This is a genomic window from Bradyrhizobium sp. CCBAU 45389 (assembly GCF_028128625.1).
GTDB lineage: Bacteria > Pseudomonadota > Alphaproteobacteria > Rhizobiales > Xanthobacteraceae > Bradyrhizobium > Bradyrhizobium liaoningense_B.
In genome coordinates, this window is sequence record NZ_LBIY01000002.1 from 248881 (window position 1) to 274741 (window position 25861).

Annotated in this window: 29 protein-coding genes; 14 read left to right on the forward strand and 15 right to left on the reverse strand. The window is 64.2% G+C overall.

Features of this window, described 5'->3' with window-relative positions; genetic code table 11:
• Window position 1: 1 nt before the first annotated feature.
• Entirely contained in the window at window positions 2-1381 is a 1380-nt protein-coding gene (gene cysS / locus XH79_RS01195; RefSeq protein WP_271580341.1) for a cysteine--tRNA ligase, read from the reverse strand.
• 283 nt (window positions 1382-1664) lie between these two features.
• Here cysS and XH79_RS01200 point away from each other — a divergent pair, with 283 nt between their 5' ends.
• Window positions 1665-1970: a hypothetical protein gene (locus tag XH79_RS01200; RefSeq protein WP_212338846.1), complete on the forward strand. Its 306-nt coding sequence runs from the start codon at window positions 1665-1667 to the stop codon at window positions 1968-1970.
• A gap of 143 nt (window positions 1971-2113) precedes the next feature.
• Complete coding sequence (locus XH79_RS01205) at window positions 2114-3301, forward strand: DUF2865 domain-containing protein (protein ID WP_271580342.1); 1188 nt, start codon at window positions 2114-2116, stop codon at window positions 3299-3301.
• 54 nt (window positions 3302-3355) lie between these two features.
• Here the strand turns inward: XH79_RS01205 and XH79_RS01210 are convergent, their stop codons facing one another.
• Window positions 3356-4264, reverse strand: a complete 909-nt coding sequence (locus tag XH79_RS01210) for a DUF2189 domain-containing protein (RefSeq protein ID WP_212338842.1) — start codon at window positions 4262-4264, stop codon at window positions 3356-3358.
• Between the two features lie 528 nt (window positions 4265-4792).
• On the opposite strand from XH79_RS01210, the gene XH79_RS01215 reads away from it, so the two are divergent.
• The 5 genes from XH79_RS01215 (at window position 4793) to XH79_RS01235 (ending at window position 9317) form a co-directional block, all read left to right on the forward strand.
• Window positions 4793-5626 (forward strand): cytochrome c oxidase subunit II, encoded by an 834-nt coding sequence (locus XH79_RS01215; RefSeq protein ID WP_271580343.1) that lies wholly within the window; start codon window positions 4793-4795, stop codon window positions 5624-5626.
• Window positions 5627-5698: 72 nt separating this feature from the next.
• Window positions 5699-7477: a cbb3-type cytochrome c oxidase subunit I gene (locus tag XH79_RS01220; protein WP_212338837.1), complete on the forward strand. Its 1779-nt coding sequence runs from the start codon at window positions 5699-5701 to the stop codon at window positions 7475-7477.
• Window positions 7474-8178, forward strand: coding sequence for a cytochrome c oxidase subunit 3 (locus XH79_RS01225; protein ID WP_271580344.1), 705 nt, complete (start codon window positions 7474-7476; stop codon window positions 8176-8178). The genes XH79_RS01220 and XH79_RS01225 overlap by 4 nt, the downstream gene beginning before the upstream one ends.
• Window positions 8179-8192: 14 nt before the next feature.
• The gene (locus XH79_RS01230; protein ID WP_271580345.1) at window positions 8193-8915 is read left to right on the forward strand and encodes a heme-copper oxidase subunit III family protein; all 723 of its coding nucleotides are present in this window, start codon (window positions 8193-8195) and stop codon (window positions 8913-8915) included.
• 9 nt (window positions 8916-8924) lie between these two features.
• Window positions 8925-9317, forward strand: a complete 393-nt coding sequence (locus XH79_RS01235; protein WP_212338831.1) for a cytochrome C oxidase subunit IV family protein — start codon at window positions 8925-8927, stop codon at window positions 9315-9317.
• 48 nt (window positions 9318-9365) lie between these two features.
• On the opposite strand, the gene XH79_RS01240 is transcribed toward XH79_RS01235, so the two are convergent.
• The 4 genes from XH79_RS01240 to XH79_RS01255 all read right to left on the reverse strand — a co-directional run bounded on the left by XH79_RS01240 (window position 9366) and on the right by XH79_RS01255 (window position 13580).
• The gene (locus XH79_RS01240; RefSeq protein ID WP_271580346.1) at window positions 9366-9899 is read right to left on the reverse strand and encodes a putative immunity protein; all 534 of its coding nucleotides are present in this window, start codon (window positions 9897-9899) and stop codon (window positions 9366-9368) included.
• A gap of 155 nt (window positions 9900-10054) precedes the next feature.
• The gene (locus XH79_RS01245; protein WP_271580347.1) at window positions 10055-11812 is read right to left on the reverse strand and encodes an NAD+ synthase; all 1758 of its coding nucleotides are present in this window, start codon (window positions 11810-11812) and stop codon (window positions 10055-10057) included.
• A gap of 21 nt (window positions 11813-11833) precedes the next feature.
• Window positions 11834-12187, reverse strand: a complete 354-nt coding sequence (locus XH79_RS01250) for a diacylglycerol kinase (RefSeq protein WP_212338821.1) — start codon at window positions 12185-12187, stop codon at window positions 11834-11836.
• A 4-nt stretch (window positions 12188-12191) separates the two neighbouring features.
• The gene (locus XH79_RS01255; protein ID WP_271580348.1) at window positions 12192-13580 is read right to left on the reverse strand and encodes a class II 3-deoxy-7-phosphoheptulonate synthase; all 1389 of its coding nucleotides are present in this window, start codon (window positions 13578-13580) and stop codon (window positions 12192-12194) included.
• Between the two features lie 180 nt (window positions 13581-13760).
• Between XH79_RS01255 and XH79_RS01260 the strand changes: the two genes are divergently transcribed.
• Window positions 13761-14657 carry an alpha/beta hydrolase family protein gene (locus XH79_RS01260; RefSeq protein ID WP_271580349.1) on the forward strand — a complete coding sequence of 299 codons (897 nt, stop codon included), beginning with the start codon at window positions 13761-13763 and terminating at the stop codon, window positions 14655-14657.
• A gap of 4 nt (window positions 14658-14661) precedes the next feature.
• Here the strand turns inward: XH79_RS01260 and XH79_RS01265 are convergent, their stop codons facing one another.
• A complete protein-coding gene (locus XH79_RS01265) occupies window positions 14662-14925 on the reverse strand; it encodes a hypothetical protein (protein ID WP_271580350.1) in 264 nt (87 codons plus the stop codon).
• Between the two features lie 186 nt (window positions 14926-15111).
• Window positions 15112-16596 carry an aldehyde dehydrogenase family protein gene (locus tag XH79_RS01270; protein ID WP_271580717.1) on the reverse strand — a complete coding sequence of 495 codons (1485 nt, stop codon included), beginning with the start codon at window positions 16594-16596 and terminating at the stop codon, window positions 15112-15114.
• 115 nt (window positions 16597-16711) lie between these two features.
• On the opposite strand from XH79_RS01270, the gene XH79_RS01275 reads away from it, so the two are divergent.
• From XH79_RS01275 to XH79_RS01285, 3 genes are all read left to right on the forward strand, one after another.
• On the forward strand, window positions 16712-17794 hold the full coding sequence (locus XH79_RS01275; protein ID WP_271580351.1) for a substrate-binding domain-containing protein: 1083 nt from the start codon (window positions 16712-16714) through the stop codon (window positions 17792-17794).
• A 75-nt stretch (window positions 17795-17869) separates the two neighbouring features.
• Window positions 17870-18244 carry a winged helix-turn-helix domain-containing protein gene (locus tag XH79_RS01280; protein WP_212338807.1) on the forward strand — a complete coding sequence of 125 codons (375 nt, stop codon included), beginning with the start codon at window positions 17870-17872 and terminating at the stop codon, window positions 18242-18244.
• 14 nt (window positions 18245-18258) lie between these two features.
• Entirely contained in the window at window positions 18259-18705 is a 447-nt protein-coding gene (locus tag XH79_RS01285; protein ID WP_212338804.1) for a hypothetical protein, read from the forward strand.
• Between the two features lie 36 nt (window positions 18706-18741).
• Here XH79_RS01285 and XH79_RS01290 read toward each other — a convergent pair whose 3' ends face one another.
• Window positions 18742-19119, reverse strand: a complete 378-nt coding sequence (locus XH79_RS01290; protein ID WP_271580352.1) for a hypothetical protein — start codon at window positions 19117-19119, stop codon at window positions 18742-18744.
• Window positions 19120-19275: 156 nt separating this feature from the next.
• Entirely contained in the window at window positions 19276-19851 is a 576-nt protein-coding gene (locus XH79_RS01295; protein WP_271580353.1) for a hypothetical protein, read from the reverse strand.
• Window positions 19852-20014: 163 nt separating this feature from the next.
• On the opposite strand from XH79_RS01295, the gene XH79_RS01300 reads away from it, so the two are divergent.
• Window positions 20015-20953, forward strand: a complete 939-nt coding sequence (locus tag XH79_RS01300) for a LysR family transcriptional regulator (protein ID WP_271580354.1) — start codon at window positions 20015-20017, stop codon at window positions 20951-20953.
• A gap of 55 nt (window positions 20954-21008) precedes the next feature.
• On the opposite strand, the gene XH79_RS01305 is transcribed toward XH79_RS01300, so the two are convergent.
• From XH79_RS01305 to XH79_RS01325, 5 genes are all read right to left on the reverse strand, one after another.
• The gene (locus tag XH79_RS01305; RefSeq protein ID WP_271580355.1) at window positions 21009-21590 is read right to left on the reverse strand and encodes a TIGR00645 family protein; all 582 of its coding nucleotides are present in this window, start codon (window positions 21588-21590) and stop codon (window positions 21009-21011) included.
• Between the two features lie 34 nt (window positions 21591-21624).
• A complete protein-coding gene (locus tag XH79_RS01310) occupies window positions 21625-22257 on the reverse strand; it encodes a YjbE family putative metal transport protein (RefSeq protein WP_271580356.1) in 633 nt (210 codons plus the stop codon).
• Window positions 22254-22616 (reverse strand): hypothetical protein, encoded by a 363-nt coding sequence (locus tag XH79_RS01315; protein ID WP_212338787.1) that lies wholly within the window; start codon window positions 22614-22616, stop codon window positions 22254-22256. Before XH79_RS01315 ends, XH79_RS01310 begins: the two co-directional genes overlap by 4 nt.
• 2 nt (window positions 22617-22618) lie before the next feature.
• Window positions 22619-23074, reverse strand: coding sequence for a TerB family tellurite resistance protein (locus XH79_RS01320; protein ID WP_212338785.1), 456 nt, complete (start codon window positions 23072-23074; stop codon window positions 22619-22621).
• A gap of 430 nt (window positions 23075-23504) precedes the next feature.
• The gene (locus tag XH79_RS01325; protein WP_271580357.1) at window positions 23505-23882 is read right to left on the reverse strand and encodes a nuclear transport factor 2 family protein; all 378 of its coding nucleotides are present in this window, start codon (window positions 23880-23882) and stop codon (window positions 23505-23507) included.
• A 193-nt stretch (window positions 23883-24075) separates the two neighbouring features.
• Here XH79_RS01325 and XH79_RS01330 point away from each other — a divergent pair, with 193 nt between their 5' ends.
• Both XH79_RS01330 and XH79_RS01335 read left to right on the forward strand, forming a co-directional pair.
• Window positions 24076-24261 carry a hypothetical protein gene (locus XH79_RS01330; RefSeq protein ID WP_212338779.1) on the forward strand — a complete coding sequence of 62 codons (186 nt, stop codon included), beginning with the start codon at window positions 24076-24078 and terminating at the stop codon, window positions 24259-24261.
• A 347-nt stretch (window positions 24262-24608) separates the two neighbouring features.
• Window positions 24609-25748: a hypothetical protein gene (locus XH79_RS01335; protein WP_271580358.1), complete on the forward strand. Its 1140-nt coding sequence runs from the start codon at window positions 24609-24611 to the stop codon at window positions 25746-25748.
• Window positions 25749-25861: the final 113 nt, after the last annotated feature.

Here is a 25861-nt window from a genome sequence, read left to right on the forward strand (position 1 = left end):
TTCATCGCGCGATCTCCCAGGTCGTCCCGTCCTTGGAGTCCTTGATCGCAACGCCCATCCCGGCGAGCAGATCGCGGATGCGGTCGGACTCCCTAAAGTCTTTCCGTGCACGCGCGGCTGTCCGTTCGGCAATCAGCCGCTCGACTTCCCCGGCATCGACGCCGCTCGCCTGCTGCTTGCGGCTTTCCCACTGCGCGGCACTCTCCGACAGGAAGCCCAGCAGCCGCAACGAGCCCGACAATGCAGCGGCTTCGCCGCGCAAGCCGTGCAGCGCCGCGATCGCCAGCGGCGTGTTGAGATCGTCGAGCAGCGGCTCGACCACGGATGCGGCCGGCTCGCCCGGCACAACGTCGGCGGCGACGCGATACCAGTCGTCGAGCGTCTTGGCGCTCTCCTCCAGCGACTTCATGGTCCAGTCGATCGGCGAGCGGTAATGCGTCTTCAGCATGTTGAGGCGCAGCACCTCACCCGGCCAGTCCTGAAGCAGCTCGTGGATCGTGATGAAGTTGCCGAGGCTCTTCGACATCTTCTCACTCTCGACCTGCAGGAAGCCGTTGTGCATCCAGTAGTTCGCCATGCGCTGCTGGTGGAACGCGCAGCAGGTCTGCGCGACCTCGTTCTCGTGATGCGGAAACACGAGATCGATGCCGCCGCCATGGATGTCGAAGTGCTCGCCGAGATGCTTCCAGGCCATGGCCGAGCACTCGATGTGCCAGCCCGGACGCCCCTCGGCCTTGATGCCGGCCGGCGACGGCCATGACGGCTCGCCCGGCTTGGACGGCTTCCACAGCACGAAATCGGTGTTGCCCTTCTTGTAAGGCGCAACATCGACGCGGGCACCGGCGATCATCTCGTCCAGCGAGCGATTGGACAGCGCGCCGTAGCGCGGCAGGCCGGCATTGGCCGCGTTCATCGCCTGCGGCGAGAACAGCACGTGGTCCTCGGCGGCATAGGCAAAACCGCCGGCAATGAGCCTTTCGATGATCTCGCGCATCTCGCCGATATGCTCGGTCGCGCGCGGCTCGACGCTCGGCCGGAGTGCGCCAAGCGCATCCACGTCGGCGTGAAACTGCCTGCCGGTCTGCTCGGTGACCTTGCGGATCGCCTCGTTCAGCGGCAGGCCGGGAAAGTCGCGCGCAGCGCGATCGTTGATCTTGTCGTCGACGTCGGTGATGTTGCGGACATATTTGACATGCGCCTCACCGTAAGTGTGGCGGAGCAACCGAAACAGCACGTCGAACACGATCACCGGCCGCGCATTGCCGATATGGGCGAAGTCGTAGACCGTCGGTCCGCAGACATACATGCGGACGTTCTTCGCATCGAGCGGCACGAAGGGGCGCTTTTCCTTCGTCAGCGTATCGTAAAGGCGCAATTCCATAGGGACACCCGTCGGCTGTTGGCCGGGCGTCCAGTGCTCTCAATGTGTTTGAGAAAAGACGGCTCCAGCCAGCGAATCGCTAGCTCGTAATCTCGCAAATGATGCAAATGGCGAGGAGACCGTTCATGCGGGAACATATGGGCCACGAGGGCCCCTGACGTCAAGAGAGCCGCGAAAATGCCGTGTTCTCCCCGCAATGCCCGCCGGCCCGCCGCAATGGTTCCATTCCCCTTAACCTTTTGAGTTTATTAAGAGCGGACGGTCTCCAGCCCCCGGTATTCCCATGCGATTTCTGTTCGCGCTCGTCTCCTGTGCCTCCCTCGTCGCGGCATCCGGCGCATTCGCCGAGACCCGCGTCTTCATCATTGCCAACCAGGCGGACGGCTATGGCATCGACCAGTGCCTGGCCAGGGGCGACAAATGCGGGGCGCAGGTCGCGCGCACCTACTGCCAGTCACGGGATTTTGCCCAGGCATCAAGCTATCGCCGGGTCGATCCAGACGAAATTACCGGCTCTGTCCCCAAAACCGGCGCAAACTGCTCCCATGGCCGTTGCGACGAATATGTCGCAATCACCTGCCAGCGCTGAATTCCCTCGGAGCTGGCAGACCTTAGGACCAGTCTTAGGCCCCCTGAAACGACGTGACGATGCCGCAGGAAGCGGCTATTGGAGGGCGCGCTTCGGCCCCCAAGTCATCTTGGAAAGTCACGCTGGGCCGTGACCTCGCTAGAATGGCGGATATGCCTGAATTTTTGTCTCTCTCCCGTGCCCGCTCCCTACTTGCCTGCACCGTGCTCCTCGGCACCGTCGTGCTCGCCAATGGCGCTTTCGCGCAGGCCGGCCCGCCCGGCCCGCCGCCTCAGCCCGGCCAGAACGGGCTCGGCCCAAATCCGATGTGCGCCCGGCTGGAAGGCCAGCTCGCCGCGCTCGATCGTGGCGGCGGCGGTGGTGATCCCGCGCGCGAAGAGCAGATCCGCCGTTACCAGGATTCCCAGGCCAAGCAGCAGGCCGAGCTCGACCGCGTCACCATGCAGGCCAAGCGCATGGGCTGCGATTCCTCCGGCTTCTTCTCGCTGTTCAACGGCCAGCAGGCGCAGTGCGGGCCGGTCAACACCCAGATCCAGCAGATGCGCGCCAATCTGGACCAGATCACCGGCAATCTCGAACGCCTGCGCGGCGGCGGCTTCAGCCCGGAGCGCGACAACCAGCGCCGCTCGGTGCTGATGGCGCTGGCGCAGAACAATTGCGGCCCGCAATATGCCAATGCCGTGCAGTCGCAAGGCGGCGGCAACTTCCTGAGCAACCTGTTCGGCGGCAACAACCCGAACAATCCGCAAGCCGTGCCGCCCTCCGACCTCGGCCCGCAATCCGGCACCTTCCGCACCGTGTGCGTGCGCACCTGCGACGGCGCCTATTTCCCGATCTCCTTCGCCACCGTGCCGGCGCGCTTCCCCGACGACGAGAAGACCTGCAAGGCGCTGTGCCCCGCCGCGGAAGCCGTGCTCTACACCCATCGCAATCCCGGCGAGGACATGAACTCGGCGGTCTCCATCGGCGGCCAGCCCTACACGGCGCTGCCGACCGCGTTCAAATTCCGCAGCGAGTTCAATCCGTCCTGCTCCTGCAAGGCGGCCGGACAGACCTGGGCGGATGCGCTCAAATCGGCCGACGACAAGGCCGCCGCCGAGCAGCAGGGCGACATCATCGTCACCGAGGAGAGCGCCAGGAAGATGCAGCAGCAGCGCCTCAACAAGGGCGCGCCGCAGCCTGCCAATGCCAAGAAGGGCGCGGCGCCCGCGCCGACGACGGCCACCGCACCGGCCGCGACACCGCCCGCGGATGCAGCCCCCACGACCTCGTCGGAGAACAAGCCGATCCGCTCGGTCGGCCCGACCTTCCTGCCGCAGCAGCAGAAGTAGGTCCTCACCCGTCATGCCAAGCGAAGGCGGCCGCCAGGCGCGGCCGTTTCGCTGTTACTGTTCGCCCTCGCGGCTCCACGGGAAGAGATTGGCCGGAAAGTCCGCCGCGTAGCGCTTTCCCTTCGGGGGCGGCGGCAGCTCGTCCGGTGGATTCGGATTGGGCTCGACCACCCGCCGATAGAGGTGCCAGGTGGCATGACCGAGCACCGGCAGGACAACGGCGAGACCGACGAAGAGCGGCAGCGAGCCGATCACGAGCAGCGCCGCCACGATGAGGCCCCATCCGGCCATCGCAACCGGATTCGCCCCCACCGCTCGGAGCGACGTGCGGATCGCGTCGATCGCAGTCGCATGCCGGTCGAGCATCAACGGAAACGACACGACACTGACGCACAAGGCCACAACCGCAAACAGGAAGCCAACACCGCAACCGACGAGGATGAGCGACCAGCCTTCCGGCGTCGTCAGCACACGCGTTGCGAAGTCGGGAATGCTTGCAGCCGCCGCGTGACCGAAGATCGTGACATAGATTGCGTTCGCGACACCGATCCAGGCCCCGAACAGGACCAGCAGGAGCACGCCGAGCTCGACCATGGCACCGAACGACGGTGCGCGCAGCACCTTGATCGCATCCCACGCATCGACCTCCTCGCCACGCTCGCGGCGCCGGCTGAGTTCGTAGAGACCGATCGCGGCGAAGGGCCCGATCAGGGCGAAGCCGGCGGCCAGCGGAAACAGGAGCGGCAGCACCGAATAGCCGAGGACCATCCTGAACAGGACGAGACCGAGAACGGGATAAATCACGCACACGATGATCGCGTGGCTCGGCATCGCCTGGAAATCCTCCCAACCCAGGCGCAGGGCCTCGGTCAGGTCGGAAAAGCCGATCTTGCGAATGGGATAGGAGGCCGATTCGCCGAATACGTGCCGCCTGACGATGTCGTGGGAGTACAGAGTGGCCATGAACGGACCCTCCCGTGCTGAAAATCGCGGTTTTCGATCACACGCGCTTTTCAGTCACGCGTGTCCGCCTGACGAGCAGGAAACGCGAGGGGTCGGGTACGGCAACCCAGGTTCAGCGAACAGAGCCTGGCCGGACGGAACCCGTCGCGACCTGCTTGGCCAGCTTAGCGCGCGCGGGGCACGGCTGCGCTCACGGTTAGGTGAATTGTCTGATTGTGCGCTGCATCGCCACGCCGCCAACCAACATGCGCGCTTGATGCTTTGTCGACTGGCCGGGCGACGGCAACCACGCCATGTCGGAGCACCTACATTGCTCTATTGACGCCGGATTAGGCCGGTATCATTTTAGACTCAGACGCCCTTAGAGTTTGGTCGCGAGCGCTGTCCTGATTTCGCGACCGGTGGAATGGGCGAGGCAAAAGGCCGGCGATGGCATGAATGCCAACCAAGAAAGGCCAGCCATCGCGACAGACATGAGCTCCGCCCTGGATTCGTATCCGTAGCCTTCGATGGCAAGGATGGATCAGGATGGCTGTCGCACTGATACTGCTTCTGGTCGCGATCGGCTCGGTGCTGTTTCACATCTACAGCCCGTGGTGGTGGACGCCGATCGCCACGAACTGGGCCTATATCGATCACACCATCAACATTACGTTCTGGATCACGGGCTTCGTTTTCGTCGCGGTCATCGCCTTCATGGCTTACTGCGTCTTCCGCTTTCACCACAAGGAGGGAAGACGGGCCGACTACAATCCCGAAAACAAGAGGCTCGAGTGGTGGCTGAGCGTCGGCACCGGCATCGGCGTCGCGGCCATGCTGGCCCCCGGCCTCGTGGTCTGGCACCAGTTCGTGACGGTACCCGCGGATGCCACCGAGGTCGAGGTCATGGGCCAGCAATGGCAGTGGAGCTTCCGCCTTCCGGGCAAGGATGGACGGTTGGGCACATCCGATGTCCGCAACATCGCTTCCGACAATCCGATGGGACTCAATCGTGACGATTCACACGCGCAGGACGACGTCGTGATCGAGAACGGCGACCTGCACCTTCAAGTGGGAAAGCCGGTCAAGGTTCTCCTCCGCTCGGTCGATGTCCTGCACGATTTCTACGTGCCCGAATTCCGGGCCAAGATGGACATGGTCCCAGGCATGGTGACCTATTTCTGGATAACGCCGATCCGAACCGGGACGTTCGATGTTCTCTGCGCCGAGCTTTGTGGCGCCGCTCATTATCAGATGCGGGCCAAGGTCATCGTCGACGAAGAGCGCGAATATCACGCTTGGCTGGAGCAACAAAAGACGTTTGCGGAATTGTCGCCGGCAAAAGCCGTCGTGAAGGCGACGTACCGATCCGGCGGCAAGTAAAGCTGCCGCGAAGATAAATCGGGTGCATGAGGCGAACGCTTCACCCCGATGGAAACGACCGAGGAGGTTTCTATGGTCGATATTCCATATGAAGGGATCGCAGGCGTTCCACCTGCCGAAGTACCCGATGTCGAGCTCTATCATCCGAAGAGTTGGTGGACACGGTATGTCTTCTCGCAGGACGCCAAGGTGATCGCCGTTCAGTATTCGCTGACGGCCACGGCCATCGGCCTGGTGGCCCTGGTGCTGTCGTGGCTGATGCGGCTGCAGCTGGGATTCCCCGGCACCTTCTCCTTCATCGATGCCAATCAATACCTCCAGTTCATCACCATGCACGGCATGATCATGGTGATCTATCTGCTCACCGCATTGTTCCTGGGCGGCTTCGGCAACTACCTGATCCCGCTGATGGTCGGCGCCCGGGACATGGTCTTCCCCTATGTGAACATGCTGAGCTACTGGGTCTATCTGCTCGCAGTCCTGGTGCTGGCCTCGACATTCTTCGTGCCCGGCGGCCCCACCGGCGCCGGCTGGACGCTCTACCCGCCGCAAGCAATCCTCTCCGGAACGCCCGGGCAGGATTGGGGCATCGTTCTGATGCTGGCCTCCCTGATCCTCTTCATCATCGGCTTCACCATGGGCGGACTGAACTATGTGGTGACCGTGCTCCAGGCACGCACCCGTGGCATGACCTTGATGCGTCTGCCCCTGACCGTTTGGGGCATCTTCACGGCGACCGTCATGGCGCTGCTGGCATTCCCTGCCCTGTTCGTCGGCTCGGTGATGTTGCTGCTCGACCGTCTCTTGGGAACCAGTTTCTTCATGCCCGCCCTCGTCGAGATGGGCACGCTGTCGAAATATGGCGGCGGCAGCCCGCTGCTCTTCCAGCACCTGTTCTGGTTCTTCGGCCATCCCGAGGTCTACATCGTCGCCCTGCCCGCCTTCGGCATCGTCTCCGATCTGATCAGCACGCATGCGCGCAAGAACATCTTCGGTTACCGCATGATGGTCTGGGCGATCGTGGCCATCGGCGCGCTCAGCTTCGTCGTATGGGCGCACCACATGTATGTAAGCGGCATGTTCCCGCAATTCGGGTACTTCTTCGCCACCACGACGCTCATCATCGCAATCCCCACCGCGATCAAGGTCTACAACTGGGTGCTGACCCTGTGGCGCGGCGACATTCATCTCACGGTGCCGATGCTGTTCGCCCTTGGCTTCATCATCACCTTCGTGAACGGCGGGCTCACCGGCCTCTTCCTCGGCAACGTCGTGGTGGACGTGCCTCTCTCGGACACCATGTTCGTGGTCGCGCATTTCCACATGGTGATGGGCGTTGCGCCGATCATGGTCGTGCTCGGCGCGATCTATCATTGGTACCCCAAGGTCACTGGGCGGATGCTGAACGACACGCTGGGCAAGTTTCACTTCTGGGTCACCTTCCTCGGCGCCTACCTGATCTTCTTCCCGATGCACTATCTTGGATTGCTCGGGGTTCCGCGCCGGTATTTCGAGCTCGGGGACACGTCATTCATCCCGTCCTCGGCCCATTCACTGAACGCCTTCATCTCCGTAATCGCCTTGACCGTCGGCTTCGGCCAGATGGTGTTCCTCTTCAATCTCGTCTGGAGCCTGTTCAAGGGTGAAGCCTCAGGCGGCAATCCGTGGCGGGCCACGACGCTGGAGTGGCAGACGCCGGAGACGCCCCCGGGGCACGGCAACTGGGGCAAGGAGCTCCCGGTCGTGTACCGCTGGGCCTATGACTACAGTGTACCCGGCGCCGCGGAGGACTTCATTCCGCAGAACCAGCCGCCGCGCGCGACGCAGCTCGTTCAGGGAGCTGCTTCGTGAGCGCCATCATCCTGTTCCTGGGCGTGCTCGCGGTGATTGCCGGATGGTGGCTGTCGCAGCAGCGGCTGACGGCCAAGCCCTGGCTGGAGGAAGGCGCGGTCGGTGACTTCCCGGGCGGGGATACCATGACCTGGCCGGCGGCGAAGGTCGGCCTTGGCGTGTTTCTCGCTGTCGCGAGCGCATTGTTCGTCCTCTTCATCAGCGCCTACTCGATGCGCATGAGCGTGGTCGACTGGCGGCCGCTGCCGGTACCGCGACTGCTGTGGGTCAACACGGGCGTGCTGGTCCTGAGCAGCGTCGCGCTGCAATGGGCGTACCTGGCCGCACGCCGAAACGACGCTGAAGGCGTCATGGTCGGTCTGCTCGCCGGCGGAGCGTCTGCCGTGATCTTCCTCGCCGGACAGCTCCTGGCCTGGCAACGGCTCGGAGCCGCCGGTTATTTCATGGCGTCCAATCCGGCGAATTCCTTCTTCTACCTGTTGACTGCGGTGCACGGGCTGCATCTGACGGGCGGCCTGGTGGCTTTGGGCCGGACCTTGGCCAAGATGTGGCGTGGCGCCGAGATCGCGGACATGCGCTTGAGCGTGGAGCTGTGCACCATCTACTGGCACTTCCTGCTCCTGGTCTGGCTTGTGCTGCTCGGTCTTCTCACGGGCTGGGCCGACGATTTCGTCGACATCTGCCGCCAATTGCTGCGCTAGGGAGGCGAGACCAGATGGCTGAGACCGTGCTGACAAATCCGGGCCAATCGACTGCACAGCTTGAAGGCTGGCGCGGCATCGCCGCAGACTGGGCCTCGGATCAACGCGCCTTCAAGAACGTGTCCTGGGGCAAGGCCATGATGTGGATCTTCCTCCTCAGCGACACCTTCATCTTCAGTTGCTTCCTGCTCTCCTACATGACGGCGCGCATGTCGACGACCGTGCCGTGGCCGAATCCCAGCGAAGTCTTCGCCCTCAATATCGGGGGCAACCACATCCCCCTGATCCTGATCGCCATCATGACGTTCGTCCTGATCAGCAGCAGCGGAACAATGGCGATGGCGGTCAATTTCGGCTACCGCAGGGATCGCGTGAGAACCGCAATCCTGATGCTGATCACGGCGGCCTTCGGCGCAACTTTCGTCGGCATGCAGGCCTTCGAATGGACCAAGCTGATCATGGAGGGCGTCCGTCCCTGGGGCAATCCGTGGGGCGCGGTGCAGTTCGGCTCGAGCTTTTTCATGATCACGGGCTTCCACGGCACCCACGTGACGATCGGCGTGATCTTCCTGATCGCGATCGCGCGAAAGGTCTGGCGGGGAGACTTCGACGTCGAGAGGCGTGGTTTTTTCACAAGCCGCAAGGGCTATTACGAGATCGTCGAGATCACCGGGCTGTACTGGCACTTCGTCGACCTCGTGTGGGTGTTCATCTTTGCGTTCTTCTATCTATGGTGAGGTCGGCGCATGGCAAACGCGACAATACACATGGAAGGACAGCTCCACGCTCCGGCGCATGGTGCAGTCGCAACGGGAGCCGTTCACGCCAAGGGGCAACAGCACCCGATCAAGCTCTACCTCGTGGTCTGGGGCTGGTTGTTCGTCCTCAGCACGTGCTCCTACCTCGTCGACTATTTTGGCCTGCATGGCTATCTGAGGTGGTCGCTGATCCTGCTGTTCATGATGTTGAAGGCCGGCCTGATCGTCGCCGTCTTCATGCACATGGCCTGGGAGCGGCTGGCCCTGGCCTATGCCATCCTGGTGCCGCCGATCGCAGTCTTGGTATTTGTGTCGATCATGGTGCTCGAATCCGAATACACGCACTTCCTGCGGGTACTGTTTTTCGCAACCCCGTCGTAGCGGCAATCTGAGTTCTCGCCGCCATCGCCCTGGGGCGTGGGCATCCAGTTACGGCAGCTCGCCGCGAAGCCTGCGATCGATTGCGCGCAGGAGTTCGCCAACCCGCCCGCCGCCGATCGGCGCGAGCGGGTAACGCCGCAGGACCTCGACAAGCCTTGGCGTCGCACGCCGGATGGCGCGCTCAACATGGTCGGCACCAACACCGGAAGCGTCACCTGCAGCAAGTTCGGCGGCTCGGGCTGCGTGGGCGGACGCGCCAAGAATGTGCCTGACCTGAGTCGATCGAGCCAGCGGATGAAGATAAGCCGCGGATGAGGCACACATCGCAGCGCGCGCAGCCTGGCTGGCTGCTGCATTTTCGGTTTCCTTTGATGCCTTCAGCGCCGCCCAGGCCGCATCGCGCAGGGCCTTCACCCGCTTGCCTCCTCTTGCGAACGTCCGCGCGGTTTCAATCGCGTCCCGCGGACGGGAATCCGCAGGATGCGATTGCTCGAATATCTCCAGCACGTCTGCAGCATTTTCCACCGCGTAGGCAGCGACCTCTCGGAGGTCCTCAATATCCAGGATGAACTCGTCTGCCATGTTTCATCTGCCCGACACGAGCGTTCGGCCATACCTATTGACGTTCTATGGCTGAAGTCGGTCGTCTCAACATCCGCCGCGGAGTACTGGATCATCCGCCTTCGCGGATGATGACAGCGAACCTTGGGGCGCTGTCGCCCTCACACGCGAAAGCGTCACCCCTCGAACGCGTCGATCGACGCCCGGCTTCCGCGCGAGACCAGCGTCTCGTCCGGCGCGGGCAGCCTCTCGCCCTTGTCACGGAAGCGGTTGGTGATGGGATAGCGGCGGTCGCGGCCGAAATTCCTGGGTGTCACCTTCACGCCGGGCGCAGCCTGGCGGCGCTTGTATTCGGCGACGTTGAGCAGATGGTCGATGCGGGTGACGGTCTCGCGGTCGAAGCCGGCGGCGATGATCGCATCGAGCGGCTCCTCGCGTTCGACCAGCCGCTCGAGGATCGCATCGAGCACGTCGTAAGGCGGCAGCGAGTCCTGATCGGTCTGGTTCTCGCGCAGCTCCGCGGTCGGCGGACGCGTGATGATGTCAGGGGGAATGACCTCGCCTGCGGGCCCGAGCGCGCCATCCGGCTTCCAGCCGTTGCGCAGGCTCGCCAGCCGAAACACCTGCGTCTTGTAGATGTCCTTGATCGGGTTGAAGCCGCCGTTCATGTCGCCGTAGAGCGTGGCGTAGCCGACCGACATCTCCGATTTGTTGCCGGTCGTCACCACCATCAGCCCGGTCTTGTTGGAGATCGCCATCAAGAGCGTTCCGCGGGTGCGGGCCTGGAGGTTTTCCTCGGTGATATCAGGCGGCAGATTCTTGAAGATGCCCGAGAGGATCGTCTCGAACCCGGTCACGGCTTCCGCGATCGGCAACACCTCGTAGCGGATGCCGAGATGGCCGGCGAGCTCGCCGGCGTCGGCGATCGAATGTGCGGCCGTGTAGCGATAAGGCAGCATCACGCCATGCACCTGGTCGGCGCCGAGGGCATCGACCGCGATGGCGGCGCACAGCGCGGAATCGATGCCGCCGGAGATGCCGAGCAGCACGCCGGGAAAACCGTTCTTGCCGACATAGTCCCGCAGGCCCAGCACGCAGGCGGCATAGTCGGCCTTGTCGCCCTCGACCTGCTCCGCGAGCGGCCCCGTACAGCGCCAATCGTCGCCGTTTCGGGTGAAGCGGAGCGTGGTGACGCTTTCCTCGAACGCCGGCAGTTGCGCCGCGAGTGAGAGATCGCCGTTGAGCGCGAAGGACGCGCCGTCGAACACCAATTCGTCCTGGCCGCAAACCTGGTTGAGATAGACCAGCGGCAGCCCGCTCTCGGTGACGCGCGCGACCGCGACCGACAGGCGCACGTCGTTCTTGTCGCGGGCGTAAGGCGAACCGTTCGGCACGAGGATGATCTCGGCACCGGTCTCGGCCAGCGTCTCGACCACGTTCTCGTAGTCTTCGGACTCCTCGAGCCAGATGTCCTCGCAGATCGGCACGCCGATGCGAACGCCGCGCACCGTGACGGGGCCGGCGGCCGGGCCGCGCGAAAACAGCCGCTTCTCGTCGAACACGCCGTAGTTCGGCAGATTGCACTTGAAGCGAAGTGCGGCGATACGGCCGCCGTCGAGCAGCGCGCAGGCATTGTAGAGCCTGCCCTCCTCGACCCAGGGCGTGCCGACCAGCATGGCCGGCCCGCCATCGGCGGTCTCGCGCGCGAGCGCTTCGATCGCGACGCGGCAGGCGGCCTGGAAGGCCGGCTTCTGCACCAGATCTTCCGGCGGATAGCCGGCGATGAACAGTTCCGGAAACAGCACGAGATCGGCACCGTCGCCCGCCGCTTGCGCGCGCGCGGCGCGCACCTTCGCGGCATTGCCCTCGATGTCGCCCACGGTCGGATTGAGCTGGGCGAGCGTGACCGCGAATGCGTTGAGACGTTCGGTCATGACGGCCCTTTTCAATTCTCGTCAGACGAAACCCAGCCGCTCGACGATGGCGAAGATCCAGAACGCGCCCGCCATCAGCAGCGCCACACCGACGGCGGCAGAGCCCATGTCCTTGACGCGGCCGATCTGCTTGTCGTGATCCATGGTCAGGCGGTCGGCGAGCTTCTCGATCGCGGTGTTGAGCAGCTCGACCGTCAGCACGAACGCGACCGCACAAATCAATTCGACCGCACGCATCGCTGTCGCGCCGATGAACCAGGCCAGCGGCAGCGACGCGAGGAGCGCAAATATCTCCTCCCGGATGGCCTGCTCCGAACGGAACGCAAAAGCCAGACCGTTGCGGGAATTGATCGTGGCCTTCCAGATTCGCAGCAAGGTCCTAGAGCCCCGCTGCGGCCGGCATCGGCTTGGTCTTGCCGGCGCGTTCCTGCTTCAGCAGCTCGGCGACCAGGAAGGCCATATCGATGGATTGCTCGGCGTTGAGGCGGGGATCGCAGACCGTGTGGTAGCGGTCGTTGAGATCCTCGTCCGTGATCGCGCGGGCGCCGCCGAGACATTCGGTGACGTCCTTGCCCGTCATCTCCAGATGCACGCCGCCGGCATGAGTGCCTTCGGCGGCGTGGATCGCGAAAAACGACTTCACCTCGGACAGGATGCGGTCGAACGGCCGCGTCTTGTAGCCCGACGTCGACGTGATGGTGTTGCCGTGCATGGGATCGCACGACCAGACCACCACCCTGCCCTCGCGCTGCACGGCGCGGATCATGTTGGGCAGATGCTCGCCGACCTTGTCGGAGCCGAAGCGGCCGATCAGCGTCAACCGGCCCGGCTCGTTGTCGGGGTTGAGCACATCGATCAGCTTCAGGAGTTCGTCGGGCTTCAGCGACGGGCCGCATTTGAGCCCGATCGGATTCTTGATGCCGCGGAAATATTCGATGTGGCCGTGATCTAGCTGGCGGGTGCGATCGCCGATCCAGATCATGTGGCCCGAGGTCGCATACCAGTCGCCGGTCGTGGAATCGACGCGGGTCATGGCCTGCTCGTAGCCGAGCAGCAGTGCCTCGTGGCTGGTGTAGAAATCGGTCGAGCGGAGTTCGGGATGGGCCTCGAGATCGAGGCCGCAGGCGCGCATGAAATTGAGCGCATCCGAAATGCGGTCGGCCAATTCCTTGTAGCGGCGGGACTGCGGTGAATCCTTAAGGAAGCCGAGCATCCATTGATGCACGCTGCCGAGATTGGCGTAGCCGCCGGTGGCGAAGGCGCGCAGCAGGTTCAGCGTCGCGGCCGACTGGCGATAGGCCATCAGCTGGCGCTGCGGGTCCGGCACGCGCGCCTCCTTGGTGAAGGCGATGTCGTTGACGATGTCGCCGCGATAGCTCGGCAGCTCGACGCCATCAGCCTTCTCGGTCGGCGACGAGCGCGGTTTTGCAAATTGGCCTGCGATACGGCCGACCTTCACCACCGGCACCGCGCCGGCATAGGTCAAGACGACCGCCATCTGCAGCAGCACGCGGAAGAAGTCGCGGATGTTGTTGGCGCCGTGCTCGGCAAAGCTCTCGGCACAGTCGCCGCCCTGGAGCAGGAAGGCCTCACCGGCCGCGACACGGGCCAGCGCCTTCTTCAGATTGCGCGCCTCGCCGGCGAAGACCAGCGGCGGAAAGGTCGCAAGCTGCGCCTCGACGTCGGCCAGGGCCTTGGCGTCGGGATAATCGGGCACCTGTAGCACCGGCTTGCTGCGCCAGGACTCGGGCGTCCACCGCTCGGACATCGCAATCTCTCCGTGAAGCAAAAAGCACAACCTGATCTAAGGGTTGCGAGGGCCGCCTTATACACAGGCTGGCACGACATCGCCAGTTGTAAATCCGTTTCGCATTGCAAACCCTTGCGGGTAAAGCTGAATTCGCATTTGCTAGGGGTAGCGAGGAAACCGGCAAGATACCTTCCGCCCATGGACGCGGCACCGGACGACGTTTTCATCGACGAGATCAGCTTCCCGGCGACCGACGGGTATGCGCTGGCCGGCACCCTGTTCCTGCCGCGCGGCGCCAAGCGCCACGCCGTCCTGATCAATTCGGCCACGGCCGTGCCGCGAAAGATCTATCGCGGCTTTGCCTCCTATCTCGCCCATCGCGGCTGTGCGGTGCTCACCTACGACTATCGCGGCATCGGCGACTCCCGGCTGCCGGCGATGGTCGGCTACAACCAGCCGAAATCGCTGGTCGGCTTCAAGGCCTCGATGTCGGACTGGGCCGCGCTCGACGTCGCCGCCGCGGTGCGCTGGATGCGCGAGCGCTATCATGGCTTGCCCCTTGCCTATGTCGGCCATTCCTACGGCGGCCAGGCGCTCGGGCTGATCGAGAACAACAGCGAGATCTCCCGCGCCGCCTTCGTGGCCTCGCAGGCCGCAACCTGGCGGCTGATGACCTCGCCGGAGAAGTACCGCGTTTACGCCTTCATGAATTTGGTCGGCGTGCCGCTGGCCCACGCACTCGGCTACGCGCCGGGCTGGGCCGGCATCGGCGAGGATCTGCCCAAGGGCGTTTTCCTGCAATGGGCCGAGTGGGTCCGGAGTCCGCGCTATCTCTTCGATTCAAAGCTACCCGCGCTGGACAATTTTGCAAGATTCAAGGGCGAGCTGCGCGCGCTGTGCTTCTCCGACGATCCCTGGGCGACACGCCCGGCGGTCGAGCTGCTCGCGAGCGGATTCACCGCGATCGAGCCGGAGGTGTTGACGGTGAAGCCGTCCGACGTCGGCACCAAGGCCATCGGCCATTTCGGCTTCTTCCGCCCCGCGCACCGCGACACGCTGTGGCGCGGCGTCGCGGAATGGCTCCAGGGCGAGTGAGCCGTCAGCGAATGATCGTCGTCAGCGACGAGTAGCGCCTGTTCGGCTTGGCATCGCTCGGCGCAAACTGCGCAAAGGCGTCGCTGACGCGGACCGCCGGCGGCGTGTCGCTCGCGAACCGAAACTCCTTCGGCTTGGGTGCGTAGAAGGTGGCGCTATAATAGTTGTCGTCGAAGCGCGTCTCGCCGACGCCGAACACTGCATCGCAGGCGAACAGGAGCGCGTACACTCCCGCAACCGCCACGACGATCTCCCTGAAGATTGACATGATAATGCCCTGCCCTGTTGCGGGCAGGATGCAGGTCGGTTCCAAAGCTCTGGTTTAAGACGCCGTGTTTCCTGTCGAGAGGGTTTGCGGCTGCTGAGCCGGATGCAGACAATTTTATCGATCTCGAAAAAGAGCCCGCCTGACCGGACGATCAGGCGGGCCCAGGATTGGCCGATCGGGAGGTTATCAGACGGCCAGATTCATCCACACAGCCTTGGGCTCGGTGAAATTGTCGAGCGCGGCGGAGCCGTGCTCCCGGCCGAGGCCGGAGTCGCGCTCGCCGCCCCAGGGCAGGCGCACGTCGGTATAGCCATAGGTGTTCATCCAGACCGTGCCGGCGCGGGCCCGCTTGGCGAAGCGCTGCAGCTTGCCGATATCGCGGCTCCAGACGCCGGCGGCGAGGCTGTAGGCGGTGCCGTTCGCGATCCGCAGGGCGTCGGCCTCGTTCTTGAACTTGATGACGCTGACGACGGGGCCGAAGATTTCCTCCTGCGAGATCCGCATCTCATGCGCGACATCGGCGAACACGGCGGGGCTGATGAAGTAACCGCGCTCGCCGATCCGCGTTCCGCCGGTGACGAGGCTCGCGCCCTCCTTCAAGCCGATATCGACATAGTCGAGGATCGACTTCATCTGCTTCTCGGAGATGACGGGACCGAGCGCCGTCTTGCGATCGAGCGGATCGCCGATCCTGAGCGACTTCGCGCGTGCAGCCAGTCGCTCGACGACCTCGTCATAGGCCTTCTCCTGCACCAGCACCCGGGAGCCTGCCGAGCACACCTGGCCGGCATTGAAGAAGATGCCGGAGGCCGCGGCCTTGGAAGCCGCTTCAAGATCGGCATCGTCGAAGATGACATTGGCCGACTTGCCGCCGAGCTCGAGCGAGACGCGCTTGAAGTTGCCGGCCGCGCCCTTCATGATTCCTCGCCCCACACCGGGCGAGCCGGTGAAGGTGACCTTGTCGACATCGGGGTGATTGACCAGCGCGTCGCCGACGACGCGTCCCGGACCCGTCACGACGTTGAAGACGCCAGCCGGCAGGCCCGCTTCGAGCGCGAGCTCGGCGATGCGCAGCGCCGACAGCGAGGTCAGCTCGGCCGGCTTCATCACGACGGTGCAGCCGCAGGCCAGCGCCGGCGCGAGCTTCCACATCCCGATCATCAGCGGGAAATTCCACGGCACGATCGCCGCGACCACGCCGACCGGCTCGCGCATGGTGTAGGTCAGCGCATCGTCGCGCACCGGCACGACGTCGCCGCTGATCTTGTCGGCCCAGCCGGCGTAATAGATCAGCGTGTCGACAGCGGCGGGAAAGTCCTGACGCATCGTCGCGGCAATGGGCTTGCCGGCGTCGATGGACTCGAGCTCGATGATTTCCTCGGCGTGTGCCTTCAGCAGGTCCGCCCAGCGCAGCAATATCTGGCCACGCTCGGAGGCGCGCATCGTGCGCCAGGGGCCTTCGAACGCCCGGCGTGCCGCGGCGACCGCATGCTCGACATCGGCCTCGCCGCCCTCGGCGACGGTGGCGATGACCTGCCCCGTTGCAGGGTTGAGGGATTTGAAGGTGCGGCCGGAGCTGGCGGGGACGCGGCGGCCGTCGATGAGCAGATGCTGCGGCCGGGCCATGAACGCGGTTGCCGGCGAATGCGCAAAGTCATATGCAACTGACATCATATTTCCTCCTGTTCTGGTATACCAGACTAGGCACCTATTGGCCGCAGTAAATATGATATGATGTGCAAATGGACGCCCAATATATGAAGCGAAGTTCATAAGGAAAGGCCATATGCTTCAGATCGAGATCGAGGCCGTCTGGCGGTTTCGCCGCGAGGGCAGCCCGCGCACCGTCGCCGTCATGCTCGGCGTCCTCAACGAAATCCGGAAGACCGGCAAGATCACCAGCGCCGCCAGCGACGCGCACCTCTCCTATCGCCACGTCTGGAATCTGATCGAGCAATGGTCGGAGTTCTTCGGAACCCCTCTGGTCGAGACCCAGCGCGGCAAGGGCTCAAAACTCACGCCGTTCGGCGAGCGGCTGGTGTGGGCCGGCGAGCGGATGCAGGCGCGACTCGGGCCGCAGCTCGAGAACCTCGCGCAGGAGCTGGCAAGCGAGATCAAGCCGTTCCTCGAGCAGCGCCCGTCCGTGATCCGCGTGCATGCCAGCCACGGCTTTGCGGTGGCGAAGCTGCGCGAATTCCTCGACCGCGAGCCCGGCATCGGCGTCGACCTGCGCTATGTCAGCAACCAGCATTCGCTGGTCTCGCTGGCGCAAGGCGCCTGCGACCTCTCCGGCCTGCATCTGCCGCACGGCGCGCTGCGCGCACAAGGCATCAAGGCCGCGCGCGAATGGCTCGATCCGCGCGAAGACCGCATCATCAGCTTCGTCACGCGCGAGATGGGGCTGATGGTCGCGCGCGGCAATCCGCTGCGCATCGCCTCGCTTCACGACCTCACCAAACCGAACGTCCGTTTCGTCAACCGCGACCATGATTCCGGCACGCGCCTGCTGTTCGACCAGCTGCTCGCGGCAAACGGCATTGACGAGAGCAGGATCAATGGCGCGCAGCAGATCGAGTTCACCCACGCCGCAGTCGCGGCCTATGTCGCGAGCGGCATGGCGGACGCGTGCTTCGGCGTCGAGGCGGCCGCGCGACAGTTCGGCCTCGACTTCATCCGCATCCTCACCGAGGATTATTTCTTCGTCTGCAAGCGCGCCTTCCTCGATACCGCCCCGATGCAGCGCATCCTCGAGATCATCCGCAGCGCCGATTTTCGCGCCGCCGTCGCCACCCTGCCCGGCTACGTGCCTTCGGACACGGGCACCGTGACCGGCGTGAAGGCGTTCCTGGAGATGCACGCCGTGCGGTGATGAATGCGCCCTCACCTTGTCCACGGCAGGCAAGAGTGGCAATCTCAGTTGCGAATTGATCCAAGAGTCCTCGTCATGTCGCGCGCGAGCGCCAAATCGCTTCCCCAATTGAGCCTTCGCATCGACCTCGACGGCGAAGACCGGATCGGGCCCGGCAAGATCGAGCTGCTTGAGCAGATCCGCGAGCACGGCTCAATCTCGGCGGCCGGTCGCGCCATGGACATGTCCTACAAGCGGGCCTGGGATCTCGTCGACGAGATCAAGCGCATCTGCGGACATCCCGTCGTGGAGCCACAGGCCGGCGGCAAGAACGGCGGCGGGGCGATGCTGACTCCCTTCGGTGAGAAGCTTGTCGCACGCTACCGCAAGATCGAGCGCGACGCCGCGCGCGCCGTGCACAAGGAGCTGGAGGCACTCAGGAGCGACATCGCCCGTTCGCGGAAGTCGTGACCGGACGGGTGGACATGATGGATCGGCTTGAATTAGCGCCCCTGCATCGGATCGGCGGCACAAATCCTCCGCACCAGGAGCGGCGAACGTTCGACTTCGTCGTCAATGGAGTATCGCTCTTCGAAGCTGCCGGGGGGCTCACATTCGATATGTGCGGTTCTCTCTCGAACCCAGAATTCGAACGTGACTTCGCCCGACGGTTCAATGGACGAACGGCGGCCATGTTGTCTTCTGATGCCCCGGTGGACGGGCACCGGGTGGCTCTTTTTGTCTGTCCGGAGTGTGGCGACTTCGCTTGTGGCGCCATCACCGCTCGCGTCTCTCGAACTGATCGTGGCGTGCGGTGGTCCGATTTCGCACATGAAAATGAAATTGATGCCGCTTCCGAGCTCGGCGTCGGGCCCTTTGAATTCGAGTGGGCCGATTATGTGAACGAAATCGAACGCTCTAGGGCCGAATGAGCCCGGCGCTGGCTGCCGCGGCTTTGAGTGCGCGCGCTAGTTCGGGCGCACATTCACTTCCGGCATCGGCTGCGTCAGAGCCTCACCGAGCAGGCTCTGCTCCGCCTTCGGGATCGAGAAGCGGACCTTGAAGCCGTCCTCGGTCTGCAGCGTGATGATGCGCTGGGTCGTGTCGGTCGATTGCTCCAGCACCCAGGACGCCAGCGGATAGGCGTAGCGCAGGCTCTGGTCGCCGTAACGGGCCTTCAGCGCCGTCTCGAGCAATCCCGGAAGTGTCATGATGAGGGCGCCGACCTGGTTGAGCGAGACGCGGACGGCAGCCGAATTGCCCGTCACGTCCTCGAACCCCAGCGAGATCGCGCCGCCGTCGGCCGCCACCTCGCAGGTCGTGAGCGATCTGACTTTGATTTCCATCGAGAACTCCGAAGCGCAGTTCCGCTATATCCTAAAAAATATAGCGATAGATGCGATCAGGTCCAGCCGGTTCTTTTGGAATATCTCGAACCAGCCGGGGGAGCGTGGCTTCGACTTCTGAGGGCGACACGGTCCCGGCAACGCCACCCGGCCCGCTCACATCAGCGGCTCGTCCTTCAGCGCCGACACCACCTGCTCGCCGCGCTCGGTCAGGCGATAGGTCACCAGCGGCCGGCTCGACGGTGGCTTGCGATCGATCTCGACGATGTAGCCGCGCACCATCAGCGCTTCGAAGCTGCCGTAGTAGCCGAACATGCTGATCCGGTTCTGCTTGAGCAGCTTGAACTCGCGCAGCAGGCGGATCTCGTTGCCGGAGAGCAGCGAGCGGCGCACGCGCTGCACGAACCGCGTGCGCTGCTCGAACCAGGCCTGATCGGGCAATTCATGCGAGGGTGCCGGATCGCGCTCGCAGGGGTGCGCCTCCGGCGCGGCGTCGGCCATCACCTGCGGCAGGCATGGCATGCTGCTGATGACCGCTTCCCTCGCGACATCGAGCAATGCGATCGGCCAGCGTCGCTTGTTGTCCACCATGACCGGCGGCGGCACGACGTTGTCGCGCACCAATTGCTCGAAGCGCCCGGCGGTCACGCCGACATAGGCGGCCGCGCGGCGGCGATCAACCAGACGGGTGTCCGGCCCGTGCTCCAGCTCGCAAGCGATGTTTTCGTTCACCCCGAAATCCCCTGGCGCGGCGTTGCGCACGGCATGGCGTCGTCCCGGCAGGGCCGGCCAAGCCGGCCGCGAACCTAGGGAGGAGGAGCGCTCTCGAAAAGCAGAGAATTTCGCACATATTGCTGCCGTTTCGGCAACGGCTATAGTCCTGCCAAGGGGCCCCATGCGATTTCATTCACCCGCCATCCAGTATTTCCACGCGGTTCGCCGCACCGGCTCGATCCGGGCGGCGGCGCGCGTCCTGAACGTTGCGTCCTCGGCCGTCAGCCGCCAGATTCTCAAGCTGGAGCAAGAGGTTGGATCACCTCTGTTCGAGCGCAATGCGCGCGGCCTGACGCTGACGACGGTCGGCGAGATGCTGGCCCGGCATGTCATGAACGTGCTCCAGGACCTCGACCGCTTCCGCTCGGACGTCGCGTCCCTGTCCGGCGCCTGGAGCGGCACCGTCAGCATCGCCTGCATCGAATCGCTGACGGAATCCGTGCTGCCGGACCTGATCGCGTCCCACCGCGGCCGGGCCCGCCGCGTCAGCTTCACCATCGAGGTGAAGGGATCGTCGGACGTCCTGGAGGCCTTGAGCCGCGGCGAAGCCGACATCGGCATCGCCATGGCGCTCCGCCATCCGCCCGATTTGCGGCAGGCCGCCTTGAAGCGGTTTCGTCTCGGCGCGGTGGTCGCACGCGAGCATCCGCTGGCACGCCGCAAGACGGTGACGCTGGCGCAATGCCTCGCCTTCCCCGTCATCAACGCGCTGCCGGAGCTGTCGATCTATCATCTGCTGCAGCCGCTGATCGCGCAGCTCTCGGAGACGCCGGAGCCGGCGATCCAGGCCAATTCGATCGACCTGATGCGCGAGCTCGCCGCGCGCGGCGTCGGTGTCGCCTTCCAGACCCAGCTCGGCATCAACAGGCTGTCGCGCGACAGCCAGCTCGTCTTTCTTCCACTCGACAATGCCGGCAGCCCGGTCTGGTCCGATCTCGGCATCTATGTCCGCGCCGAGCGGACGCTACCCGCCTACACCGAATCCTTCCTTCAGGAGCTGGTGCGCGAATTGGGCGAGCGCGAGCGGCGCGAGAACGCCGCCCATCCGCACACGCCCTAGCGCTGGAGACGCAGCACAGCCGGCAAGCGCCCCGCAACCGTTCGAAAGTCGACGCTCAGTGACCAGCCTGCTTGCGGTGGCCGTTCTCGCTGAGGCGGTCGACCCAGGCGATGCCGATCGCGGAGATGATGAAGGTCAGGTGGATCAGGACCTGCCACATCACGCCGCTCTCGGTGAAATTGCTGCGCGTGGTTCCGAGATTGCCGGCCTCGATGAAGGTGCGCAGCAGCGAGATCGAGGAGATGCCGATGATGGCCATCGCCAGCTTGATCTTGAGCACGCTGGCGTTGACATGGCTGAGCCATTCCGGCTCGTCGGGATGGCCGCTCAGGTTGAGCCGGGAAACGAACGTCTCGTAACCGCCGACGATCACCATCACCAAGAGGTTCGAGATCATGACGACGTCGATCAGTCCGAGCACGACCAGCATGATCTGCTGCTCGCTGGCATCGAACGAATGCACCACCAGGTGCCAGAGCTCCTTCAGGAACAGCAGCACGTAGACGCCCTGTGCGATGATCAGGCCGACATAGAGCGGCACCTGCAGCCAGCGCGAGCCGAAGATCAGCTGCGCGAACGGGCCGATTTGCGGCGGCGACGACGGCGCAACCAAATGTGCTTTGGGTTCAGACTTCATTGATCACTCCGGAGTGCAGGCAGGAAGCGTCCGCTTAGAGACTTGCGATCACGGGCGCAAGCTCGAGCGAGCCGCGATAGATCATCTCGAAGGCGACGTAAACGATGATGGCGAGACCGACATAGGCGATCCAGCGCTGCTTCTGCAGCACCCGGCCGAGCAGGTCGGCGGCAACGCCCATCATCGCGACCGACAACAGCAGGCCGAAGGCGAGGATGTAGGGATGCTCGCGCGCGGCGCCCGCGACCGCGAGCACGTTGTCGAGCGACATCGATACGTCGGCGGCGACGATCTGCACCGCCGCCTGGCCGAAAGTCTTCTGCGCCGGCACAGCACTCGCGCCGCCATGGCTGAACGCGAGCTGGCTCGAATGGGCTGAATGCTCGCGCAGCTCGCGCCACATCTTCCAGCACACCCAGAGCAGCAGCACGCCGCCGGCGAGCAGAAGACCGATCACCTGCAGGAGCTGGGTCGCGACGCCGGCAAAGACGATGCGCAGCGCGGTTGCTGCGGCAATGCCGACGATGATGGCACGCCGGCGCTGCGCGGCCGGAAGGCCGGCGGCGGCAAGGCCGATCACGACGGCGTTGTCGCCGGCGAGCACGAGGTCGATCAGGATGACCTGAAGCAGCGCGGTCAGCGCGTCGGTTGTGATGAATTCAGTCATGATTGATCATTTTTCGATGCAGACGGATCGAGCCATCCCGGCTTTTTCCGCTCGACCCAATCGAGGACCTTTGAACGGGAGGTTCGCAGCGCCGGCACGTCCTCGGCGAGCAGCGCGAGGCCAAGCGGCAGCATCCAGACGCCGAGTACCGGCAGGAAGGAGAGCACGCCGCCGACGACGAGCAGCGCGCCAGAGGGGATCCGCACCCACCGGCTGGACGGCCTGAGCAGATAGGTGACGGTATCGCCCATGCGCGGCGGCAGGCGATGGACGAGCTTGTCGAGGCGCGGATCGCCGCCGGCCATCTGGCTGGCGGCGCCCGCGTTCCCTGCCGCTTGCTCATCCGAAGTCGTGCTCATGCTCACTCCTTTTGGGCAGTGCTCATCGCACCCGGCCCGACCTGCTTCGCGCGCGGCAGCACCAGCGTCAAAAGCCGCAGCAGCTTGATCGCCTGCACCTCGTGCGGATGCACGTCCTCGTCCGCGGCCGCGACGCGCTCCGACAGCTCGATCAGATGCGATGACAGCGGCATGTTCGAAACCGGCCGCAGCGTGTCGATCACCACATTGGCAAAGTCCGGCTCCTCCAATCGTTCCGCGAGTTCGTCGAAGATCGAAAGCAGCCGTTCGTCATCGATGTGCGGCGCCAATCCGCGATCCCTGATGAAGCGGATCACCTCGTCGCGTTCGACCGGCGAGACGCGCCGGTCGGCCACGGCGACCAGCGCGCCGGCAATGACAAGCGCCACCGCCGCCTGCTCGTTCAGGCTGGACGGTTCGGTGATCTCGATTGAATTTGAGAATTTGGCGTCAGACATCGTTGCTCCTCATTTTGCGCAAATGGCCGCGCGGAGCTGCGATGGGGACGACGGATCGGAAGGAAGTCGAGAGGGCCCGACAGTCGGCCGATCCATCGCATTCGCGCGGGACAGGTCATCCGACATCGCGAGGTTTGCCGACATCTGTCGGCGTCCTCGCCAGAGGGGCCCGGATTCTTGTTCGCCACCAGAAATAAAGATGGGTCTGTCGGAATCAAGGCGATCCGACTGCGACCAGCCGCCGCATCGGTTCCGTGTTGTCATGTTTGGTTAAACAGTTGCGGGCGACGCACCTGATCACATTCTCGCTGTCATCGCCCGCGCAGGCGGGCGATCCAGTGCTCCGAGACGTGCGTGATTATCGAGTAGCCGCGGCGTACTGGATTCCCCGCCTCCGCGGGGAATGACAGCGGAGCGCGGAGCACGCAGCTCACTCCCGCTCGACGAGATGCGCACGGGACGGTGACGGATCGAACCGGTCGCCGAAATATTGCGTTTCGTGCGCGACCAGTCCGTCACGGAATTCCATGATGCTCACGACGTAGGACGGCACCCCGTCATAGCTCAGGACGAACTCGCTCACCCAGAGATCGCCGCCGCCGACGATTCGCCGGACCGTAAAGCGCTTCCTGTTCGGCTGCACGAAACGGCTCTCCTGGATGTTCCTGCGGCCATGAATGCGCTCGCCCGATTGCGGATAGTCGAGCACGGCATCTTCGCGATAGATGTCGTGCTCGGCCTCGAAATCATTGGCGTCCGAAGCATCCCAATGGCGCTGAAGCGCGGCTCGCGTGGCCTGATCGTCCATCTCGACCTCCGATCTCGACGTCCCGCATCTTAACACCGGGGCCGGGCGAAAACGGCGGCATCGCAGCCGCGTCACCATAGATCGCTATGATCTCGGGCGAGCTCCGATGGGGCGCATCGCTCCGTCATAGCGCCCGCGCAAGCTTCGGCAGCGAAAAGGTCGCCCCTGAAGTTCGATGATCGCGGAGAATCGCATGCACAGCATCACGTCCTGCACCGGCTGCGGCCATGCGCTTGTCCCGATGCTGACGGCCAAGGGCCGCGCGGAGCTGAGCTGCCTCTGGTGCGAAGGCATCGACGCGCGCGCGGTGGACATGGCGAAGTGGGCAGACAGCCCGTCCGGCAAGCCCGAGCGGACCGTCCGTCAGTCGTTCGAATGAGCCGCCCCGGAGCTTGAGCCGCCGGCGATTGCCTGTCCCAGCGACCTGTACGACTGCATGGCCTTTGCAGGACATGCCGACAAATTAGACAAAATGCGTGCCTCGACCGGACTCGCGAGCTCTGCGAACAGGGCCTGGCAGGCTGGTGAACCACGCGATCTAACTTCAGGCGCAACCTCGATTTTTCTCTCGCCGCGAGACGCCGGAGAGCCCGCGCGCTGCGCCGCACGCCGACTGGCCCAAAATTCGCAAGACATCGTCACGCCGGATTCCCTGCCCTCCCACGACAGGAGCAGCAAGATGCGTGCGCCCAGCTCCGGGATGACGGCCTCACATCGGAGAATGCCATGAACGTGCATGCTGCGGGCGATCTCAAATTCACCGGCCTCACCCGCCCGGATGGCTCACCCCTCCGCCTCAACGATCAGGACTTTGTCGCGATCGATCGCGACAAGAACGCGAAGTTCGAGGCGACCTACCGGCCGCAGGCGCTCTACAACCGCGCCAACGAAGGCTTTCACGCCAACAATGAGACCTTCCTGCTGCACGAGGTCGCGACCAACCTGCCGATCTACCGTCCCGACACCGGCCCCACCGATTTCCATCTGCATCTGCCACCGGGCGGCTTTCAGCTCGTGCTGGTCACTTCGGGCGCGTTCACCTTCGACTATGACGGGCGCTGGTACAATGTTGGCCCCGGCGCGGTGATGCTGCAAAGCGCGATCGTGCATCGGCAGCTGTTCTACACCTGGTCGGGACTGTCGACAGAAGAGAACCTGAAGACGCCGCAAACGGTGGTGCCCGATCCGATCTCGATGGGCTATTCCGGCAAATTCCTCGAAGCCTTCATCACCGATCCCACCACCTTTCCGAACCCGACCATCGTCGGCCCGGATCAGATCAATGAGGACGAAACGCCGCGCGTGGCCTGGAGCCATCCGCTGCATGATCGTCCGGCCGATGCCGGCTTCTGGCTGCAGGATCCCCTGGCGCTGGACGCGCTGTTCAAGCCGCTCACCGATGGTCCTGTCAAATCGGCCATGCCGGTTTACGTGCGCGATATCGGCATCGAGATTCCGAGCGGGCATCTCGTCACCGGCCACATCATCGCGACCGACCCGCGGGGCCACGCACTCTTGCCGAAGAGCACGTCTACCGCGGCGGACGCGACCTGTTTTGCCAAGGGCGAGGTCGTGATCTACCGCGTCATTCGCGGCACGGCCGAGTTCAAGAAGAAGTCCGGCGAGAGTTTTGAACTCTCCGCCGGCGACGTGGTGACGGCAGGCAAGGAGTCCATCAGCCTCATCGGCGTCGGCGAGAACACCCAGGTCCTGCGCCTCGGCCTGCTCAAGGGCATGAACGAGCTTCGCAGCTGGACCCCGACGCAGCGCGACGAGATCGACGGCCTCGCCGGCCAGATCATCACCCACAGGGACGTCCGTCCCCTGCGCACCGAAGGCAAGCCGGTCGGATATTTGTACGGCTGAGCGCCGGCCTCATCTGGGCGTAGGCGTGATCAGAGTCAGCTGACCGGAGTTTCTCTTCCTTCTCCCCTTGCGGGAGCCTGACTGGCCAGAAAAACCCAACGAAATTAATATGT